Annotated in this window: 20 protein-coding genes and 1 tRNA gene; 10 read left to right on the top strand and 11 right to left on the bottom strand. The window is 45.6% G+C overall.

The window, feature by feature from the left end; all coding sequences use genetic code 11:
- Positions 1-13: 13 nt before the first annotated feature.
- The 3 genes from E7008_03920 (at position 14) to E7008_03910 (ending at position 3,435) form a co-directional block, all read left to right on the top strand.
- A complete protein-coding gene (locus E7008_03920; protein MBE6457061.1) occupies positions 14-1,630 on the top strand; it encodes a hypothetical protein in 1,617 nt (538 codons plus the stop codon).
- On the top strand, positions 1,627-2,487 hold the full coding sequence (locus E7008_03915; protein MBE6457060.1) for a hypothetical protein: 861 nt from the start codon (positions 1,627-1,629) through the stop codon (positions 2,485-2,487). The genes E7008_03920 and E7008_03915 overlap by 4 nt, the downstream gene beginning before the upstream one ends.
- A gap of 408 nt (positions 2,488-2,895) precedes the next feature.
- A complete protein-coding gene (locus E7008_03910) occupies positions 2,896-3,435 on the top strand; it encodes a hypothetical protein (protein MBE6457059.1) in 540 nt (179 codons plus the stop codon).
- A gap of 26 nt (positions 3,436-3,461) precedes the next feature.
- Here E7008_03910 and E7008_03905 read toward each other — a convergent pair whose 3' ends face one another.
- From E7008_03905 to E7008_03885, 5 genes are all read right to left on the bottom strand, one after another.
- Positions 3,462-4,100, bottom strand: a complete 639-nt coding sequence (locus E7008_03905; GenBank protein MBE6457058.1) for a glycine zipper 2TM domain-containing protein — start codon at positions 4,098-4,100, stop codon at positions 3,462-3,464.
- A gap of 91 nt (positions 4,101-4,191) precedes the next feature.
- Positions 4,192-5,139, bottom strand: coding sequence for a hypothetical protein (locus E7008_03900; GenBank protein ID MBE6457057.1), 948 nt, complete (start codon positions 5,137-5,139; stop codon positions 4,192-4,194).
- 73 nt (positions 5,140-5,212) lie between these two features.
- A tRNA-Val gene (locus E7008_03895) sits at positions 5,213-5,289 on the bottom strand.
- Positions 5,290-5,327: 38 nt separating this feature from the next.
- Positions 5,328-6,074 (bottom strand): hypothetical protein, encoded by a 747-nt coding sequence (locus E7008_03890; GenBank protein MBE6457056.1) that lies wholly within the window; start codon positions 6,072-6,074, stop codon positions 5,328-5,330.
- Positions 6,074-6,724, bottom strand: a complete 651-nt coding sequence (locus E7008_03885) for a hypothetical protein (protein MBE6457055.1) — start codon at positions 6,722-6,724, stop codon at positions 6,074-6,076. Before E7008_03885 ends, E7008_03890 begins: the two co-directional genes overlap by 1 nt.
- Before the next feature lie 54 nt (positions 6,725-6,778).
- On the opposite strand from E7008_03885, the gene E7008_03880 reads away from it, so the two are divergent.
- Genes E7008_03880 through E7008_03870 form a run of 3 tightly spaced genes read left to right on the top strand, consistent with a single transcriptional unit; the run spans position 6,779 to position 10,989 of the window.
- Complete coding sequence (locus E7008_03880; protein ID MBE6457054.1) at positions 6,779-7,693, top strand: sigma-70 family RNA polymerase sigma factor; 915 nt, start codon at positions 6,779-6,781, stop codon at positions 7,691-7,693.
- Positions 7,694-8,719, top strand: a complete 1,026-nt coding sequence (locus E7008_03875; protein MBE6457053.1) for a hypothetical protein — start codon at positions 7,694-7,696, stop codon at positions 8,717-8,719.
- Between the two features lie 41 nt (positions 8,720-8,760).
- Positions 8,761-10,989 carry a hypothetical protein gene (locus tag E7008_03870; GenBank protein ID MBE6457052.1) on the top strand — a complete coding sequence of 743 codons (2,229 nt, stop codon included), beginning with the start codon at positions 8,761-8,763 and terminating at the stop codon, positions 10,987-10,989.
- Between the two features lie 68 nt (positions 10,990-11,057).
- On the opposite strand, the gene accC is transcribed toward E7008_03870, so the two are convergent.
- The 4 genes from accC to rnpA form a co-directional block, all read right to left on the bottom strand.
- On the bottom strand, positions 11,058-12,407 hold the full coding sequence (gene accC / locus E7008_03865; protein ID MBE6457051.1) for an acetyl-CoA carboxylase biotin carboxylase subunit: 1,350 nt from the start codon (positions 12,405-12,407) through the stop codon (positions 11,058-11,060).
- Between the two features lie 11 nt (positions 12,408-12,418).
- Positions 12,419-12,859, bottom strand: a complete 441-nt coding sequence (locus tag E7008_03860; protein ID MBE6457050.1) for an acetyl-CoA carboxylase, biotin carboxyl carrier protein — start codon at positions 12,857-12,859, stop codon at positions 12,419-12,421.
- Between the two features lie 66 nt (positions 12,860-12,925).
- Entirely contained in the window at positions 12,926-13,141 is a 216-nt protein-coding gene (gene yidD / locus E7008_03855) for a membrane protein insertion efficiency factor YidD (protein MBE6457049.1), read from the bottom strand.
- A 10-nt stretch (positions 13,142-13,151) separates the two neighbouring features.
- Positions 13,152-13,499 carry a ribonuclease P protein component gene (gene rnpA, locus E7008_03850; protein ID MBE6457048.1) on the bottom strand — a complete coding sequence of 116 codons (348 nt, stop codon included), beginning with the start codon at positions 13,497-13,499 and terminating at the stop codon, positions 13,152-13,154.
- A 114-nt stretch (positions 13,500-13,613) separates the two neighbouring features.
- Between rnpA and E7008_03845 the strand changes: the two genes are divergently transcribed.
- The 3 genes from E7008_03845 to E7008_03835 are packed head-to-tail and all read left to right on the top strand — an operon-like array spanning position 13,614 to position 16,279.
- The gene (locus E7008_03845) at positions 13,614-14,663 is read left to right on the top strand and encodes a rod shape-determining protein (protein ID MBE6457047.1); all 1,050 of its coding nucleotides are present in this window, start codon (positions 13,614-13,616) and stop codon (positions 14,661-14,663) included.
- Positions 14,597-15,808, top strand: coding sequence for a hypothetical protein (locus tag E7008_03840; GenBank protein ID MBE6457046.1), 1,212 nt, complete (start codon positions 14,597-14,599; stop codon positions 15,806-15,808). Before E7008_03845 ends, E7008_03840 begins: the two co-directional genes overlap by 67 nt.
- A 6-nt stretch (positions 15,809-15,814) precedes the next feature.
- On the top strand, positions 15,815-16,279 hold the full coding sequence (locus E7008_03835) for a hypothetical protein (GenBank protein ID MBE6457045.1): 465 nt from the start codon (positions 15,815-15,817) through the stop codon (positions 16,277-16,279).
- A gap of 27 nt (positions 16,280-16,306) precedes the next feature.
- Here E7008_03835 and E7008_03830 read toward each other — a convergent pair whose 3' ends face one another.
- Positions 16,307-18,364, bottom strand: coding sequence for a DNA helicase II (locus tag E7008_03830; GenBank protein MBE6457044.1), 2,058 nt, complete (start codon positions 18,362-18,364; stop codon positions 16,307-16,309).
- A gap of 59 nt (positions 18,365-18,423) precedes the next feature.
- On the opposite strand from E7008_03830, the gene E7008_03825 reads away from it, so the two are divergent.
- Complete coding sequence (locus E7008_03825; GenBank protein ID MBE6457043.1) at positions 18,424-19,101, top strand: DNA polymerase III subunit epsilon; 678 nt, start codon at positions 18,424-18,426, stop codon at positions 19,099-19,101.
- Positions 19,102-19,134: 33 nt separating this feature from the next.
- Here E7008_03825 and E7008_03820 read toward each other — a convergent pair whose 3' ends face one another.
- On the bottom strand, positions 19,135-21,438 hold the full coding sequence (locus tag E7008_03820) for a phenylalanine--tRNA ligase subunit beta (protein MBE6457042.1): 2,304 nt from the start codon (positions 21,436-21,438) through the stop codon (positions 19,135-19,137).
- Positions 21,439-21,448: the final 10 nt, after the last annotated feature.

Genomic DNA, 21,448 nt, shown 5'->3' with positions numbered 1-21,448 from the left:
TTCTAGCATAATCATGAAGAAAATAGAAAGTTTATTTGTCACAATTAGTTTATTTGCCGCCATCGCCATAACAAGTGGTGCGATTTGGAACGCAACACACACAACGGGGCAGGGCGAAAAATATGAATTCCCCACCACAAAATACGGGGCATTTTTGGCTGCACAACACGCAATATACGTTAATGATTTCGATACTGCGAACAATTTAACCCAGAATTTGCGCGATATACAATATCCAATTGTGCAAAACACAATTTATATTTCTGATTTTTTAAGCGGTCGCATGCCGTTTGATGCGCATTTATTAAAAAACGAAAAGGGAATGCCGGCACAGTTGGTCTATGATGCATATCTGATTCAGAATGACATGTGGAAAGAATTACACAACCGGCACAAAACGGACGAATCTGCATTGGCCGCACCGCTGCGTATTTGGTCGGCAATTGCAAATGATTGGCGCACAAATACGTTTAAATTTATAGACCGCCTGCCGACAAATGCGTCGTGGAAATCGTTTGTACGGGGACAGATTTATGCCGAACTGGGTGACACAGATACGGCGGCCGAAAACTTTGCCGCGGTCAGTCCAGATTTTATGAATATAAACGATTATTTGTACATTATGTCGTTCTATACGCATCACAATATGACGGACGCGGCGGCACAACTGCGCGATGATTTTACCGCGCGACCAGGCGGTATGTTCATGCGCGGATACGACAATATTCCAGATTGGTCTGTGTATGCGGGGTATAAAAACCAACTGGCGTTCAGTTTGGTGCAAAATGTATCGCATACCCAGATTATGATGTATTCTGATTTGGCGATGCTGTTGTTGCGATTTGCCCAGATTACCGCGCCAGAATTTGCAGAAACAAATGGTGTTGTTGATTATTATCTGGGGAATTATTTTTGGAATAATCGCGGTGATTACGGGGCGCACTTTGCCCGTATCAGTCCGGACAGTCCTTTTTATCTGTTTGGCGTATTGCGCAACGTAGAAAAGAATGGAAATATCGACGAATTGCAGGATGCGCTGCGTGAACACCCGTTGTTTGTACCGGCGGTAAATAAACTGGTGGGGTATCATATTCAGCATGGTAATAAACGGGCCGCACTGCGTGTGATAAATCGCGCGATAAAGGACAAAAACCTGAACGACGCGGGCAGGGCATTCTTTACCAAGGGACGCGCACAAATACATTTTGCATTTGGCGATATGGACGCAGCCCAGCAAGATTTGCGCGACGCGTCCGAAATACTGGTTATGGATGCAGAAATCATATCTTTGCAGGCAAAAATTTGGGCCGCACAAAACCGAGAATTGGATAATGCGTACGATTATGCAATGATGCTGGTACAGCAAAATCCAACAGATATTCTGGCGTGGGATACACTGGGGGTTGTGGTTGCACAACGCGAAGGGGTGGATGCCGCACTGGAAGTATTGGAACGCGTTGGCGAAGTATCTGAAACGTGTTCTTCGTTGTTCGAGCACTTGGGGGACATATATGCAATCACGGGCGATGTTGACAAAGCCGTTGAGTCATATATGCGTGCAATTGATTTATCAGATGATGGATTAACAGTTATCCCTGTAATTGAAAGAAAAATAAGGAAAATAAAATGAAAGTTGGTGTAATTGGCGCGGGCGCATGGGGCACTGCGTTGGCAATCGTGTCCGCACAGGGCGGGGCAGATGTTGTGTTGTGGTCTTATGACGGCCTGCACAAGGATTTTGATGGCGTAGTAATGCCAAAAAACATTCGTATGACCGCGAATATGGCCGATATGCATGATATGGACACGTGGTTGGTGGTGACGCCGGGGGCTTTTTTCCGGGAAACAATGCGTAAAGCGCGTAATGAATATAACGGCCAACCGATAATTATTTGTACCAAAGGGGCAGAAAACACCACAGGCCAGTTTATGTCTGAAATTTTGGCAACTGAAATTCCAGAATGTGTTGATTTTGGCGTTTTGTCGGGCCCGCAGTTCGCCGCCGAAGTTGCACAAGGGGTTCCAACCGGGTCAACACTGGCCGGAACGGACAAAGCAATTATCGCAGGGCAGGGCGCACTAAACAAACTGTATCTGGAAACAAGTTCCGACATTATCGGCACACAGGTGTGCGGCGTTGGCAAAAATGCAGTGGCATTGATTTGTGGATATAACAGTGTCAAGTGCGCAGAAAACGAACGTGCACTGATATTCACACGCACATGGAACGAAGTTATGGCAATAGGCATTGCAATGGGTGGCCAGATGCGATCATTTTTGGGATTGTGCGGGATTGGGGATTTGTTCCTGTCGGCGACCAGCGCAACCAGCCGGAATTTCGCGGGCGGCATGGCAATTGCCAACGGCAACCCACCACAAGGCACAGTTGAAGGGATATTCGCGTTGGGCGGACTGATTGCCCGTGCCAAAGATTTAGGAATAGACGTTCCTGTGTTAACCGAAATGCAAAAGAAATTAAATATATAAAAAATCCCGCACATGCGGGATTTTTTAGTGGTTAGTGTAAGTGGTAAGTAATGGCACTATGGTGTGCGACATTTGTCGCACGCCGCCACTAAATTTTATTTATATAAGCAATTGTGTTTTTGATTGCGGTGGCATATAATACATATGAATCCAAGTGGAAGTTGGGTTCGGGACTTAGAAAATCCCATAATTTGGCGGTGCAGAAGTGCGCTGTTATCCGATCAGAATATTAGAAGGCGTTTATTACGCCAACTTTTTCTGTATCCCGACCGAATTGGTCGGGAAGTTGTGGCTATAAAACAGTGCATACGCACGAAATCCACAAGGTCATTCCAAATTATGATTTTTCTAACTTCCCGACCGTCAAATTTGACGGTTTTGTTTTTTCAAAACAAAGGGAGATAGAAAATGAAAAAAATTTTATTTTTAACAACGGCGATAATGGTGACCGGAAATGCGTTTGCGATTACACTAAATCCGGCGGCCTGTTACCTGAGCACATGCAAGAACCAACAAACACCCGACAGCACCTGTGATAACATATGCAGTTTTTGTAGTGGTACAGCAACAACACCCGATGGATACGTATATCAACCTGCGTTATCAGCCGGTACATACCAAACATCATTTACACGACAAATCAGTCTGGATTGTGGCGAAAGTACATATTCGTGTAACTGTGGTGTTTATGGCGGGGATAATCTAATTGCAACTGGGACACTGCTATGCGACACAGGATATTACGGCACACCAACATACACATATACAGAACAATACGGGGATTACTTTGCCGGGTGTTATCGTTGCCCATCGTCAGGCGGGGTATATGGCACAACCACTGGACCGGGCGCAACCAGTGTTACCGAATGCTTTATCCCATCGGGCAACACGTTTTCTGATGACAGTGGCAGTGGTGAATATTCGGGCGATTGTTATTATACAAACTAAAAAAACCGGCGATTGCCGGTTTTTTCTTATTTATTTGGAATAATCTTGATTTCAACACGACGGTTCAACGCGCGACCATCGACAGTTGAATTCGACGCGATTGGATTAGATGACCCCAGCCCCATAACCTCGAACCGGGATTGTTTTACACCCTGGCCCTGGAGGTATGCAGCCACAGACCCTGCACGTTCACGCGACAGTTTCAGATTGTAATCGGCACTGCCGGTGCTGTCGGTATGGCCGGATACCATAACTGTTGAATTTGAATACTTGTTCAAAACGCGCGCAACCGAATTTAAAACCGGATAGAACGATGAATTTATATCCGCAGAATCCGTTTTAAATGTGATATTGCCCGGCATAATTAAACGAATACTGTCAGAATCTTCGACAACCTGAACCCCGGTTGACACCAGTTCCGCGCGCAGTTCCGCCGCCTGGACATCCAGATAATAACCAACACCGCCACCAACGGCCGCACCCGCCAGGCCACCGATTAATGCACCTTCGCTGCTTTGCGTGCTGCCAATCAGGGCGCCGGTCGCCGCGCCAATTGCAGTGCCCCATGTGGATTTTGCCGTTTGTGTCTGGCCTGTATATGGATTAACGGTCGTGCAGGCCGAAACCAATGCCAAAACCGCAAAAATTGAAATCGTTCTTTTCATATTTTCCCCTTTGTTTTATTACCGTGTTTATTCTAGACCATATTATTAAAAAACACAAAAAAATTAACGCCCGGATTTCCGGGCTTTTAAACTATTTATTTTTTAATTTTGTTTCACGCATGCACAACAACTGTAACATTTGCATTACTTTATTACGTGGCAATTTTGGTATAACCGGCGTACCACGGTCAAAGAATACACCCGGTAACATATGCTGGGCCGGGGAATCGTACATGTTGGGTTCAAGGCTTTGCTTTTCCCGCGTAAATTCAGACAATTTTGTTTTTGATGCATCTAATTGCTTTTGCAGGGTTTGCTGTTTTTCAGGCGTCGCTTCGCGCGAAATCGCGCGTTCCAGTGATTTTTCCTGGCGCGGCAAGATATCATATTGCAATTCTTCGATTTTGGCGGTCAATTCTGCATAACGTTTTTCAAAGGTCTTTTTCTCAATATCCAAAACACCAAATTTGCGACCATATTCAATACCCAGCTCATCCATCTTTTTTCTGTATTCGGATTGATAGTATTTCATATCACAAATCATCATGGATGAAAATACGCGTTCAATGGCATACCACACGCACTTGTTAACATAGTCTTTAACACGTGAATGCAAAAAATCTGGTAAATATGCATTTTTATCCAACATACCCTGAACCAAAATCGCATTTTTTCGTATCATTATTGGATGTGGACGACAGTATGTACGCATATGCTGGGCGGCGACAGAACGATATATTTCATACTTGGCATCCGGCGATACGTTTTGTGGGCGCGTCAATTCATATGAATAAATGTAATCAATCGGCAATGCACCCTGGGACATATGGGACGAACGACGCGTCATCAAACCACCATAAACATTGTCCAATAAATCAAATGAAAAACACGATAAAAAAGGACCAATCGGCGACTGATTTCCCATAAATTCCGGCGCATACATCGCAATGCGCCCTTCGTCGCCAATTGCAACAAATTTATAGCCACGCGGTGCATGTTTGTTCATTTTATGCAAAAACCATCCCCTTTCAAAAATCATATAATAATCCCTTTGATTTATAAATAACCGTGAATTTTTGGATAAAAAATCCGCCGTGTGGCGGTTTAATTTTTGGTGGGTGTTGAGGGACTCAAACCCCCGACCCTCTCGGTGTAAACGAGATGCTCTAATCAACTGAGCTAAACACCCGAAGCCTTAATAGCGGACGAATGATATAATATATTTTTTTATTTGTCCAGTATTTTTTTGCCGTCTGATGCATTAAACACTTCGCGGCCAACCGTTATGCGCCCATTTGCATAGGTTGCGCCCGTTTGTGATTCTACATCTGTACGCCAAAAAACCGTCCCGTCACGCAAAGATACCGCGTACAGGTTCGAATCTGTACCAACAACAAACGCGTAATCACCCGCAATCACAAATGGTGATGCAACACCGATATTTACACACCATTTTTTTGCACCTGTGGACGCATTTACACGACAAAACGCATCCGCCAAACCACCCACATAGACGGAATCGCCATAGGGGACAACGGGTGCAATAATATCAACCATCGATGCGCCACCGGTCATATTGCTGGCACGATAAATGTCTGCAATCCACATAATCTGGCGATTTTTTGGGTTTATTTTTACAAGTTCACCGGTCGACAGGCCCACATAGACATATTTGCCACTGCAAACAGGATGAACGGGGGCCGATACAGTATTGTTTGTTGGAAAACCACTGAAAATTTTGCGCGTACCATCCCATACAACATTGTCTGAATCGCGCGTATAGGGACAATCGGAATTATCGACAATATGCGCAGATTCTGGTATCTGTTCAATGACTTTGTTTTGAACGCTTACACGGTCTGTGTCAAAAATTGGTGTACGCGTGCCTGGCAAAATTGGGTCATGCTTGTCACAGGACGCAACCGCAAATAAACAGCACAAAATCGCAATAATCCGACGCATAATAATCACCATTAACGCAGTGTCGCCGCGGTTGCCGCAATTGTTGATGGCGCATTTTTATCGGCAATTATTTCGTCCAGAATTTCATTCGCAGCAGATGTGTTGTTTTCTGATAAATATTTCTGGGCCAGTGTTATACGCGCACTGTAATAAAATGGTGATGATTTTGAATCCATATCAGACAGGTATTTTTTCATATCCTGGGCCGTCATATCATCGCCACGGATACCCACAATATGCAGGCGTGCTAAATCACGAAAATCACGTGTATTGCCGTCGTTTGCCAATTTTTCCAATTTGTTTACATCGTTGTCCAACAAATATGCCTGGAACAAGGCCAGATCCGCCGTTGCGCCCGACGCATTATCCGCCAACGCCGCCAATGCATTTGCATCCCGGTTTTCAATCGCCATTTCATAGGCGTTTGCAGTCGCAATTTTGTTTGCACGATGTGTACGAATACCAATCTGGATACCCGTTGCAACAATCAAAATCATCAGGGCAGCAACCATCATATGCTTGGAATATTTTTTGATAAACTGCATCGTTTTTTCGTTGTTGACATCTTCCCAAACCTCGCGATAAAGGGCGTCTTCCATATGTTCGGCGCGGGTTTTTTGTGGGGCTTTGACTTTTTTATTTCTTTCCAGCATGGTTGCCATGATACTATTCTCCTGTGCTTGATAATTATTAATTTATGATATACTATAAAAGTTATGAGCAAGGAAATCAAGACCACATTACCAGCAAAAAATAATACCAATATCGTTGCCGCACGTGGCGTCAGCGATGATACGTCGCTGGCACAGTATATTCAAAATGTGCAAAAAATTCCTGTCCTGACCGCAGAACAAGAATATGAATACGCCACAAAATGGGTGCAAAACCAGGACAAGTTTGCAGCGGAAAAATTGGTGGCCAGTCATCTGCGCCTGGTGGTGTCGGTGGCGTATGACTATAAGAACTATGGAATTCCCGTCGGCGAATTAATCGCCAGTGGTAATATGGGGCTGATGCAGGCATTACAAAAATTTGACCCAGACAAAGGGTTTCGGTTTTCTACATATGCGATGTTCTGGATCAAGGCCGAGATTTATGAAACAATTTTAAACAACTGGTCTATTGTGCGAATTGGAACAAGTGCAAATCAAAAGCGTGTGTTCTTTAATCTGGCACGGGCAAAACGGGCGTTGGGGATTATGGATAACAATCTGTCAGACGAGCAGACAAAACAAATTGCCGAATACCTGGACGTGCCGGAACGCGACGTGGAACGCATGGCAACACGTGTTGGGGCACGCGATGTTTCGCTGAATGCGCCACTGAATTCCGAAGATGGGGCGACGGATATCCTGTCGAATATGACGGACGGGCGCGAGACAATTGAAGAAACACTGGAACAAATCGAATTTCGCCGACGCGGATATGATTTATTGAAAAAACATTTGGAAAAAATGTCAGAACGCGACCGCGCAATTTTAACCGCACGCCGATTACAACAACCAGTGGCGACGTTGGAATCGCTGTCCCAGAAATATGGCATTTCGCGTGAACGCGTACGCCAAATCGAAGAACGCGCATATAACAAACTGCGTGATGCGATTTTAAAGGAAACAGGGGAACAAAATTAAATGTTCAAATTAATGAAAATATATGCCGCTTTGGCAATGTGTGTTTTGATGCCAAATGTGGCACATGCGTTGCAATATGATATGGGAAAATTTTCCGCAAAACTTACCGGATATGCAACGGGCGGGGTGATTAATCCAGACTTTGAAACACCACTGGGGATTGGGGATTGGCGCGGGCGCGCACAATTAACGTACGCGGCAAATGATGACTATAAAATTGGGGCGGTTTACGCACTGGACAAAGCGGCGTTGGACAAAGGTAACCTGTCGCGTGAAGTGTTTGGATATATTGAATCGCGTGAATTGGGGCGCGTCGAATTTGGTTTAACGGATTCAATTGCACGAAAACTGGGGGTTGGATTGCCGGACGTTGGGGGACTGCGCATAAATGACCGACCGTTGTATAATGAAAAAATTATCCCAGATGGCCCAATTATCGCAGATACAACACTGACATCTGGGCGGTCTGACCCGCGTGTTAATATTGTATCAACGCCAACAAATGGCGCACAGTATGGTATTTCCGCATCTGGGTTTGCAAATAACTATGACTGGGCAGTGGACGCAGGGTTAAAAATACGTCGCCCATCAGGCAAGGTCAAGACCGCATATGCGCTGGGGATGTCGTTTATGGATAATCCACGCGATTTTGATAACGAAGTGTACACCCCAGGCGTCACCGCCGATTGGCGTGCACAGATGTCAATGGGAATGAACCTGCAATACAACAGTTGGGTTTGGGGATTGTCGGGACGTGTGATTTATGATAACAACCCAGTCGGCGATATTTCAGACGGATTCGTCGTTGGAACAGGGGTCAGTTATGATTTACTGCGGTACAGTGTTTCTGTGACGTATATGATGTCAGACACAGGCGTGTGGCAATCAGATGTGGATGACTTTATCGACCATATGGGGATTGCTTCGTTCCGGTATAAATACAGCGAAAATGTAGACGGGTGGATATCAGGTGGATTAACATCAAAAACACCTTTTATTTCAGCCGGGTTACGATTGACTTTTTAACTGACTTAATTGTTTTTTTATGATATAATTCGCGCAAGAGAATGAAAAAACTGCTGACGTGTTTTTTGGCGTTGATGATTGTTGCGCCCGCTGCATTTGCAGATGGGGCGACTGTGTCACGTGCAATTCCAACAGGTAAAGACACCGCAAAACCCACAGAATCAACGGCGCGTACAACATCGTCACGCACAACTGTTCAGACGCGCGGGGCGGTATCACGTGTTTTTTCGGGCGACAACAACAATAACGTCGCTCAATCACGCACCGGGGTAATTTCACGCGCAGTTAGCACAGGCAAGACAGATGTTAATTCCGCGCGCTCGAATTTAGAAGCGACCGTGAACACAGTCGGGCGCAATAAACGCGTGTCGGATGCCAGTATCAACAACAATCCCACAGTGCGACGGGCTGGACTGGTTCTGCGGCCCAGCACGGCCGAGGTTGGCGGACGCGCCGTAATTGATGACACAGGCGTCCAGACCGGTTCGAACATAGACGAAGCGGTACGCAATGTTAAATCGCGCGCAGCAGCCAAAGCCACCGCCGAAAGTATTGCAGAGGCAACCAGTCGCCTGGAACAAACAGCAACACTGAATAAATCATGCCAGGAACAGTATAACGAATGTATGGATCAGTTCTGCGCGGTTGTTGACGCAAATCAGGGACGCTGTTCATGTTCGGCAAACCTGAGCCAATATACCAAGGTGGAAACCGCCGTCAAAGACGCAAATGCACAATTGAACGAGGTTGCACAACGTATCAGATACGTCGGATTATCTGCGGATGAAATTCGCGCAATTATGACCGAGACTGAGGCCGAAGAAGCCCTATCGGGGGCGGTTGACACGTCTGAAACACGCAATATGCTGGAAGAAATTGAAGATTTAATCCGCGATCCGGTATCGAATTCATCTTATTATTCTGATACGTCGATTGGTCTGGATATGGATTTAGATTTTACGTCGGATACGGCCGATATGTTCAGTCTGGATTTTCTGAACACAGATTCGACCAGCAGTTTTTCAAACCTGCGCGGGCGCGAGTTATATAATGCAGCAAAAAGACGCTGTAATACTATATTGACCCAATGCAAAAGTGCAGGCGCAACGCCCGGCCAAATTACAGGGAATTATGACCTGGCGATTGACAAGGATTGCGTGGCATATGAAAACGGTTTGAAAAAAATGAATGAAACACTGGTGTCTAATGTGCGCAGTGCAAACCGTATGTTGCAAAAGGCGCGATTGGCCGTGTTGCAAAATAAAAATACATATGATGCCAAGGGATGTATCGGCGCACTGGAAGCGTGCATGAAAGACGATATGGTTTGTGGCGAAAACTATTTCAAATGTGTTGACCCAACAAAAAAATATATCGACGAAAATGGCGAAGTTGTTCTGGGGCAAAATATTTCAGATATTACCACATTTATGGCGGGGTACAATAACGCAAAGATTGATGATGATTTTTTAAAAAACGCGTATGAAAACCAAACCATTAGTGACAGCACATCAGACGGCTGTGCAAAAACATCATCGGATAGTGCCGACGGTGGCAATGACGGTTCATGCGTTGCAAAATATTTATTACAAAAAATTGGTACAAAACAAAATGTAACAGACGAAGGTCTGTGTCGCGCTGTTTTGGATAAATGCCAGCGATACACATACAACGCCGATGGTACGTACGAACCATACAATGATGTTGTTGTAAACTATGTTCAGCGCGCCATGACAAATATTCGCGCCGCGCAAAACCAGGCAATTTCAGATTATGCGTCCAGTTGTATGGTTGATATTGCACAATGCTATAACCAACAGGTGACCCAGGTAAACGCATGGTCTTCCAGTGCCAGTGTCAGCAGTATTTATAACGTTATGCGTGGCGCGTGCCGGAATGTCGCATTGACGTGTGCGTATGCGGTGTTTTATAACAGTGATGTAAAGTTGTGTTATGACGCAAATCAGGATGGTAAAGTTGACAATAACAGCGAATGTTCAAGTACAACAACCCCCGCAACAGAAAATCAATACATAGAAGGTATTTCTTCTATGTTCTATCAGTCATTATTATGTCCGGACAATTCAACATATGTCGCAACGGCGGCAGCGGACACCGATATTGGTAACGGCAAACAATACGTTAATTCACATTGTAAGTGTAATGATTTTGGCAGTGCCAAGGGGTACGAGGCATGGGGTACAGCATGTATGTTAAAGTGCGATACTGGTTATACCCGCAATCAGTATGGAACATGCCAGAAAAATTAGAATCAATCTTGACTGGGCTTAGATAAATAAAAGTTTAGCGAAGTAAAAAATCCCCCGAACGGGGGATTTTATTCGTCTTTGCTTAAAAACTTTTCCAGCCATTTGTTGTCAAAGTTTAGTTGCTTGACATCCTTGTTCTTTAACAGGCGTTGTTGCAAGGGGATTGTGGTTTTTACCCCTTCGATAACAAATTCATCCAGCGCACGCGTCGCACGCATAATGCACGCAGGGCGACTTTGCGCGTGAACAATTAATTTCGCAATCATTGAATCATATGTCGGCGGAATTGTATATCCGGTGTAGACCGCACTGTCCACACGGACACCCAAACCGCCCGACGGTGCATACAATGTTATTTTGCCTGGATTTGGGATAAATGTTTCAGAATCTTCGGCATTGATACGAAATTCAATTGCATGACCGTTTGGAATTACGTTCGATTGTGTGTATCCCAGTTTTTCCCCGGCGGCAATGCGAATCTGTTCACGAACCAGGTCAACACCATATACCATTTCGGTCACAGGATGTTCAACCTGTAATCGCGTGTTCATTTCCAAGAAATAGAATTTGCCATCTTCGAACATAAATTCAAATGTGCCGGCATTCGTATAGCCCATTTTTTTGGCGGCAGACTTACAGATTTCAATCATATCGTCGCGCTGTTTCTGGGTTAAAATGGCGGCGGGACATTCTTCCATAACCTTTTGATTGCGGCGTTGCAGGGAACAATCGCGTTCGCCAAAGATTACAACGTTACCGTGTTTGTCGCCCAGAACCTGAAATTCAATATGACGCGGGTGGGTCAACAGCTTTTCCATATATAATGTGTCGTCGCCGAATGCGGATGCAGCCTCGTTCTTGGTAAGTTGGTATGCGTCCGCCATTTCGTCAACGTTGTGTACAGGGCGCATTCCGCGACCACCGCCGCCGGCAGATGCCTTTAACATTACTGGATATCCAATTTTTTCAGCAATTTCCAGCGCATGTTCCAATGAATCAACCGCGCCATCAGACCCCGGCACAACCGGCAGGCCACATTCAATGGCGGTTTTCTTGGCGTTAACCTTGTCCCCCATTTTGGTTATCATATCGGGCGACGGGCCAATCCAAATCATGCCATGCTGTTCAACCTTGTGCGCAAAGTCAGCACGTTCAGATAAAAATCCGTATCCAGGGTGAATCGCATCAGAATTTGTTAATAATGCCGCCGTCAATATCGCAGATTCATTCAAATAAGAATCACGGGCCGGCCCCGGTCCAATACATACAGATTCATCCGCAAGTTGCACATGCATTGCATCACGATCAACCGTCGAATAAACCGCAACCGTGCGGATTCCCATATCGCGACACGCGCGAATAATACGCAGGGCAATTTCCCCACGATTTGCAATTAAAACTTTTTTTATTTGTGGCATTGTGTATGCTTTTATTCAATTACAACCAAGGCCTGGTCAAATTCGACCGCCGCGCCGTCAGAAACCAAGATTTCTTTGACAACACCATCACGGTCCGATTTGATTGGGTTAAAGGTCTTCATCGCTTCGACCAGGGCAACTGTGTCGCCGGCGTGTATCTGTTGTCCGACTGTGACAAATGCATCTGCGCCGGGTTCAGGTGCCAAGTAAACAACCCCAACCATTGGGGACTTTAACGCATAGCCATTAATTGATGGCGCAGCGGTTTCAGACTTTGCAACCGGTGCATCCGATGATGTGGTTGTCGGCGCAATGGCCAGTGCCTGTTGCTTGGACAAATGGATGTGTTTACGATATACGCCGAATAAAAACTGACGTTCCAAATCAAGTTCAGTTATGCCCATATCGTCCATGATTTTTGACATAGATTCAACGGTTGCACGAAATGACATAGTTAATCCTTTATGTATAAATTGCAGTCATGCATAGTTTAAATTGTACCACATTGATGCCCTTTGTCAAGGAACAGGGTCGTAGCCACAGCCACCACCCGGACGACAACGACATATACGTTTTAACCCCATCCAACACCCACGTATCGCGCCATATTTTTCAATCGATTGACGGGTATATTCACTGCAACTGGGGGTAAAACGACACGCCGCACGACCGCCAAATATCGGCGACAAGGCGCACTGATAAAAACGCACCATACAAATCGCCACGCGTTGAATTAGTGACAGGTTATTGGGCATTTATTTCCTGTTTACGCAGATAATTTAGGGCCTTTTTCATTGCAACGCGGCCAGATGTTCGGTCGGCATCAATTATCGCACGACGAATTATAAACACATAATCCCATTCAGGACGCAGCATATGTTCATTAAATGCCAGCCAATCACGCAACATGCGTTTTGCACGGTTGCGGTCAACCGCGTGTTTAAATGTTTTTTTAGTCACAATCATGCCATAGCGCGCATCACCTGGGAATTTTGCATTTTTTGCACGCACCAGGAAATATGCACTTTTTGCCACGGGGTCGTTTTCACCCATCGCAAAGTCAGAATGATTTTTAATCGTATCACGTTTCATAATGTGCGTATAATACCATAATATCCTGTAAATCAAATAAATTTATGGGGGCGTCTTGATTTTTTGAATATCGTGATTTATAGTTCAAAAAAATCGTAATTTATGGGGAAAAATATGTATAACTGGTTGATGAAATTCTTTTCAGCAGATATGGCAATTGATTTGGGGACGGCAAACACACTGATTTATGTCAAGGGACGCGGTATTGTCTTGAACGAACCATCGGTTGTGGCGGTGGCTGAAAATCGTCTGATGGGGCGCAAAGAAATCCTGGCCGTGGGGACTGAGGCTAAACAGATGTTCGGCCGTACACCGGGTACTATTTCTGCGGTGCGTCCGTTGCGCGATGGGGTTATCGCAGACTTTGAAGTCGCCGAAGAAATGATTAAATACTTTATCCGCAAGGTTCATCATAAAAACCCATTGGCCGCACCACTGATTATTATTTGTGTGCCATCATGCGCGACCCAGGTGGAACGACGCGCCATTCAAGAGGCCGCAGACGCCGCCGGCGCACGCAAAGTATTTATCGTCGAAGAATCAACCGCCGCCGCAATTGGCGCAGGATTGCCGGTTGAAAAGCCAGTTGGTTCAATGGTGCTGGATATCGGTGGCGGTACGACCGAAGTGGCGGTTATGTCCCTGGGGGGGATTGTTTATTCAAACGCTGTTCGTACGGCCGGTGACCAGATGGATGTTGATATTATTGACTTTGTACGCAAATCTAAAAATCTGTTGATTGGTGAAAACACAGCCGAAGATATCAAGAAAAAAATTGGCACTGCAATCGCCCCAAAGGACAAGGCGAACGAACTGACCATGAAAATCAAGGGACGCGACCTGTTGTCGGGTACGCCACGCGAAACAGTTATCACAGAATCGCAAATCGCAGGTGCGTTGGCCCAGACCGTGTCTAAAATTGTTGACACAGTGCGTCAGGCGTTGGAATTAACACCACCTGAACTGTCGGCCGACATTGCAGATTTGGGTATTGCAATGACCGGTGGGGGGTCTATGTTGCGGGGGTTGGATGTTGCTATTCGTGCTGCGACCGGATTGCCGGCGTTCTTGGTCGATAATCCATTGGCGTGTGTCGCATGTGGCAGTGGAAAAATGTTGTCAAACCTGGACAAGAACAAACACGTGTTGCAGACTATGTATTAAAAAGAACGTCCCATATGGGGCGTTTTTTCTTGGACGGTGGGTTATTTTTCTTGTATTATTGGCGCATGATTAATCGTATCAGTTTAACAGATTTTCGTAACCATACAATGTGTCGTATCGAAACATATGGACGGCGCAATGTGATTATTACCGGCCCAAATGGCGCAGGCAAGACCGCCGTGTTAGAGGCCGTATCCATGCTGGGTGGGGAACGTGGCATGCGTGGGGCAGGTATGGGTGATGTTGCGCGATTTGATGGTTCGGGGGGATTTAGTGTTTTTGCAAACCTGGCCGATGATACAGAAATTTCCGTTCAATACACTGGGGGTGACGCAAATCGACGCGCAAAAATTGATGGCGATAATGCGGCATTATCTGAACTGGCACGACATGTACGGGTGGTTTGGATTACACCACGCGAAGACAGACTGTTTGTAGACAGTGCCGCAGACCGACGTGCGTTTTTTGACCGACTGTGCGCCAGTTTTGACGCCACGCATCCAGGACGGACAGCCAGGTTGTCTAAATTACTAAGCGAACGCGCGTATGCGCTGAAAACCGGGACGGATGCGCGCTGGGTTGATGCGCTGGATGTGCAAATCGCAGGCGTGGCCGTGGCCGTCGCGGTGGCACGTATTCAATATGCGGGGGAACTGAATTATTTTTTGGCGCGGTGCGCGGTATCTGTGATGGGAATTGTTGAAAAAATGCTGATTGATGGTATGACGGCCGGCGACACAGAACGCGCATACCTGGATTATTTAAAACAAAACCGTACATTGATTGGCGATAAAATGGTTCTGGATGGACCGCATAAATCTGATTTTGGGGTGTTTAATAATGAACTGGGGCTGCCGGCGCACTTGACCAGTACAGGTCAGCAAAAGACCGTGATTATTGATTTGATTTTGGCACATGCAAAACTGGTTCACACAAAAACAGGACGCAGCCCAATTATTTTATTAGACGAAGCGGCGGCACACCTGGATAAAAACGCACGGGAAAATATGTTTCGCGAACTGGCACAATCAAATGCCCAAGTGTGGGCAACGGGACTGGACCCGGATATTTTCAGTAATATCGAAGATGCTGTATTTGTTGCTTGCGAAAATGGGGAAATAAGTAATATAGTATGCGCGGGGTAAAAAGATATGGCACGTATTGATTATCAAACTTTGTTAGACAATGCTTTAAAATCAGTGGTCAAGGATGCACTGGTTCATGCACAGTTTAATGGACTGGGGGACGGGACACATTTCTTTATCACGTTTCGTACGCGCGACAGTGGTGTTGTGTTGCCGGATTTCCTGCGTATACGATATCCAGATATTATGACAATTGTGTTGCAGTATTCGTATAATAACCTGCATGTTTCAGATAAAGAATTTGGGGTACAATTAACATTTGATGGACGACCGTTCTTTATTCGTGTGCCGTTTTCAGCACTGGTTGAATTCAAAGACCCTTCGGTTGATTTTATGTTGTCTTTTCAGACGAAAATTCAGCCAGCCGCCGCGGACAACGATATGGAATTGCCACTGGATGAAAAACCAGGGACTGTTCCAGACCCAGGACGCGTTGTGTCGTTGGATGAATTTAGAAAGAATAAAAAATAACAAAAAGGCCGGCAAATGCCGGTATTTTTATTCGGAAATTTTTACAAAATCACGGGCGACTTTTTTTATGCCACGCAATTTGAACGCAATTGTCAGAATTGCGCCGGCGTCTTCGATAACAACACCCGCACCCAATTCATCGTGCGATACCAATTTACCAACCAGGGACGCAGGGCGTGAAATTTTGGGTTTTATCGCGGGGGTTGGATTATAAGTGTATGTGGGCGCGTATGTGCGGGGCGCGCCACCCTGAAAATCCAGATAGCGATTATCCATTTCGGTGATAAAACGACTGGGTGAATTATATTGGCGCGACCCAAATACAAATCGCATCATTGAATTTGATATTACACAGCGACGGCGCGCACGTGTTATCGCAACATAGGCCAGGCGGCGTTCTTCTTCGACGGCGCCTTCGTTTATCGCGCGGTCATTTGGGAAAATGCCTTCTTCCCAGGCGGGCAGAAACACAGTGTCAAATTCCAACCCCTTGGCCGCATGAATTGTCATTATGCTGACCGTGTTGGTGTTTTGTGGCGTGTCATTTACATCGTTATCGTCGGTCATCATCAGCGCCGCCTGTTCCAAAAATTCGGGCAGGCTGTCATACTTAGAAATAACCGATGTTAACAATTCGCGGATGTTTGATATACGGTCGGGTGCGTCGGCGTCTTTGGATTCAGACCACATTTTCATGTATCCGGTGCGTTCCAATAATGTTTTTGCCGCGTCGCGTGGGGATATGGACGCCCATTCAAAATCAAATGCAGATAAAAATTCGTCCGCCGCCGCGCGCAATTTTGGTGCAAGTTTTGCGTTACGCAATCCGTCCATCAGCGTGCCACCCGCCGCGCGCAGGTTCGCAATTGCGCGTTCCCCAAATCCACGACGCGGTTTTGCAATCACACGCAGAAAAGACATATCGTCAAATGGATACACCAGCAGGCGCAAATATGCAATAACATCGCGGATTTCCATGCGGTCATAGAATTTTGTCGCGCCAATCAATTTGTATGGAATGCCACGGGATGCAAATTCTTCTTCGAATATGCGGGACAGACTGCCCGCGCGAATTAACAGGGCGAATTTCGTAAAATCGGTGGTGTCTTCGCGGATTATTGCGTCGGCGATTATGCGCGCTTCGTCCCGGTCGGTCGGCAGGGTCAGAACATAGACCGGTTCGCCAACTGAATCTTTGTTTTCAGCACGCAAATCTTTGCCCAGGCGGCCCTGGTTATGGCGAATAAGGGAATTTGCCGCGTTCAGGATGTTTGATGTACTGCGATAATTTGTTTCCAGGCGAATTATCTGGGCATCTGGGAACGTTTTTTCAAAGTTCAATATGTGTTTGATTTCCGCCCCGCGCCATGAATAAATCGATTGATCGTCATCGCCAACACAGCATATGTTTGGACATTCAATGCCACGCGTTAACATTTGCAAAAATTCCATCTGGGCATTGTTGGTGTCCTGGAATTCATCAACCAGGATATATTTAAATTGGTTTTGATAGCGTGATAAAATGTCGGGATTTTTATCAAATAATTCCAAGACATGCAAAATAATATCACCAAAATCAACCGCGTTCAGACGCATCAATTCTGCATTATATGCGTTAAACAGTTTATCTGTGTTTTTTAGTGCTATTAACCCCTTGTCCTTAATTGCGGAAAATTCTTCGACATAGTCGGCGGGCGTCTTGGTAGATGACGTCAGTAATGATTTGATGACGTTTTTCTGGTCGTCTTCGCCATAGATAATAAAGTCGCGGCGCAAGCCTGCACGTTCAGCGTTGGCACGCAATATACGCAAACAGATTGAATGAAATGTCCCACACCAAACGCCATCTGGATACCATTGACCATTTGACAACTTCGCTAAACGCGACTTCATTTCATTTGCAGCCTTGTTCGTAAATGTCATTGCCAGTATTTCATATTTGCTACATAATCCTTTGTTCAATATGTATGCAATGCGCGTTGTTAAAACACGGGTTTTACCGGTGCCTGCGCCCGACAGAACTAACAGCGGCCCCGCAGTTGTTTCAACCGCTAAACGTTGTTCATTGTTAAGATTTTCTAGCATTAATTCCACCGTTCTATTATAATACCCGCGACAATTATTATCAAGGGTTGGGATTGGATATGAAACGTGTTATCTGCTTTGACATTGAAACGACTGGATTTGAATATATGCGTGGCGATCGCGTTATTGAAATCGGCGCGGTCGAAATAATTGATGGAAATATTACAGATAATAATTTCCACGAATATATTAATCCCGAAGGGAAAATTATCCCGCCAGATACATATATGGTTCATAAAATATCGAACGCGTTTTTGGAAGACAAACCCAAAATGAGCGAGGTTGCACCGCGGTTCTTGGAATTTATTGGCGACAGCCCGATTGTCGCACATAACGGATTGGACTTTGACTTTCCATTTGTAAACTTTGAATTGAATAAGTTAGGGTTAAAAACAATTCCGCGTGAACAGATGATGGATACACTGGTTATCGCGCGTAATCGTGTGTTTGGGCCGAAAAGTTATACGCTGGATGCGCTGGCAAAATGGTATGGGATTTCATTGACGGCGCGTGCAGATGCACACGGGGCGTTAATCGACTCGGAAATTCTGGCACGCGTTTATCTGGAACTGGAAAATACCGCACCAGCCCCAGATGTGTCAGAAATTATTGCCAAGCAGCATGCCGCCATGCTGGCCCACCCCAAGGTTGGTGGTGATTTTCCATATCGGAAATTCGAAGTGCCGGCGGCAGATTTGGAAAACCACACGGCATTTATGGAAAAGATAAATAAATAAAAAACCGGCATTTGCCGGCTTTTTTGAATCGTTTTATTTGTCGCGGATTTGTGCGTTGCACTTTTTTTCAACCGCAGATATTACCGCGTTTTGAATTGTCATCAAATCCGTGTCAGACATATTGTCAGTTGGTTGAATTGTAATCGTAAATGCAACAGACTTTTTGCCGTCAGGTAATTCAAACGAATCAAAAACAATAATGTCTGTTATTCGCGAATCCGCAGAACGTGCGGCGGATGTTAATTTTTCCGCCATTGTGTCCGCATCTACAATAAACGCAAAGTCACGCGTTATCGGTTGAAATTCAGACAAATGTGGTTCAATGCCACCCCTGCGCGACGGCAGATTTTTAACATCGTCCACAATCGCGATAACTGTGTTTGTTTTGATACGTAATTTTTTCGCAACAGATGGATGCAATTCACCAAATTCAGCGATTTTCTTTTTACCCTGCATCAATGCGGCATAGCGATATGGGTGTGCCCAACGCGGCGCGTCGTCTGTCGAAATTGTAAAACGGCCACCCGCCATTAATGCAATCAAGTCAGCCTTGACATCATAAACATCAACGTTGCGGGTGCGTGATGCCCAGTGCTTTGGTGATGTTGCGCCCGTGCGAACAATACACAGTGAAGTATGCTGCATATTCGGCGCATCGCCATCAAAAACAGTTCCCAATTCGAACAGATTTAAATCGGAATATCCGCGCTTTTCATTATTAGACACAGCCATCAACAATCCGTACATCAGGCCATTGCGCATTGTGTCATAGTCCGATGTGATTGGGTTTGCAATTTTTATGTTTGGTTTGTCTGACAACAACTGTTCAATTGTCAGATTCCCAAATCCGAACGAACGACATTCGTTTAACCCGCGTGATGCCAATAATTTTTTAATATCAATTTCATGCGTATCATGTGGGCGTGCATCACCAATTGTGTGCGCAGACGATGTTGCGATTTTTTCATAACCATAAATACGAATCAAATCTGCAACAACCGTTTCTGGGATTTCAACATCAACACGCGCCGGTGGTGGCGTTAATATCCAATTGTCCCCTGATGCCTTGATTTTATACCCCAGACGGGTCAAGATTTCATGCTGGGTATCAGATGGGATATCAAAGCCGGTCTTTTTCATGAAATATGACGGCGTGTATTTGATTTTAACGTCTGGCGCTGTGTCTGTGCCGGCGGCGTATGCACCAACAATTTTACCACCGCACGCATCCATTATAATCTGGGCAGCACGCATAGCGGCCACGCCCGTTATAGTCGGGTCAATGCCGCGTTCATAACGATATGACGCATCGGTCGATATCCCTAATCTTTTTGCAGATTTACGAACAGATACCGGGTCAAAATACGCCGATTCCAGAATAATATTTTTTGTTTTATCCGTTGTAGACCCGCGCGCGCCACCAATAACACCCGCCAATGCCAGAATTCCAGACGCGTCGGTAATAACCATATCGGTTTCGGACAATTGGTGTTCGTTGCCGAACAGGTCTGTGAATTTTTCATTAGTTTGTGCCATACGCACAATAATGTCGCCATTGATTTCGTCTGCGTCAAAACAGTGCATAGGTTGCGCCATATCATAACAGATATAGTTCGTCGCATCGATTGGTGCGTTTTTCGGATTTATACCAATCGCCGCCAGGCGCGATGCGATTTTCTTGTCACTGGGGTTCACAGTTATGCCGTGAATTTCAATCATTTTATACGCACGACATTTGTCGGTTTCAAGTTTGACAGAACGCGCGGGCGCAATATTTTTAAATTCTGGGTCATTTGGTGCGATATATTCACCCAGCCCCGCCGCAGACAAGTCACGCGCAATACCGCGAACCGACAAATAATCTGGACGGTTTGGTGTAATGCCGGCATCAAAAACTGTTTTTGCATCAACAACTGGTGTGCCAATTTTTGTATCAGATGGTAATTCGATAATACCACTGTGGTCATCACCAATACCCAATTCGCGGGCAGAGCACATCATTCCATTTGATACAACACCGCGCAATTTACCGGACGCGATTTCATGTCCGTCAATAACACAGCCCGGCACAGCCAGCGCAGATATTAATCCCACGTGCGCGTTGGGTGCGCCACATACAACCTGGCGCAAAGTACCCGTACCATCGTCCACCATCAACACATGCAGATGATCGCTGTTTTCGTGCGGTTTGCATTCAACGATTTTTGCCGCAATCGGTGGGATGGGGGATTGTAAATCTTCGACTTCAAGCCCGATACGGGTCAGGGTATCTGCGATTTGCGCGGCAGACGCATCTGTTTTCAAATATTCAATTAACCAATCATATGTCCACTTCATTTTTTCCCCC

This window comes from Alphaproteobacteria bacterium (genome assembly GCA_015062495.1).
Classification (GTDB): Bacteria; Pseudomonadota; Alphaproteobacteria; order Rs-D84; family Rs-D84; genus Enterousia.
This window is presented reverse-complemented; position numbering and strand designations above follow the sequence as displayed.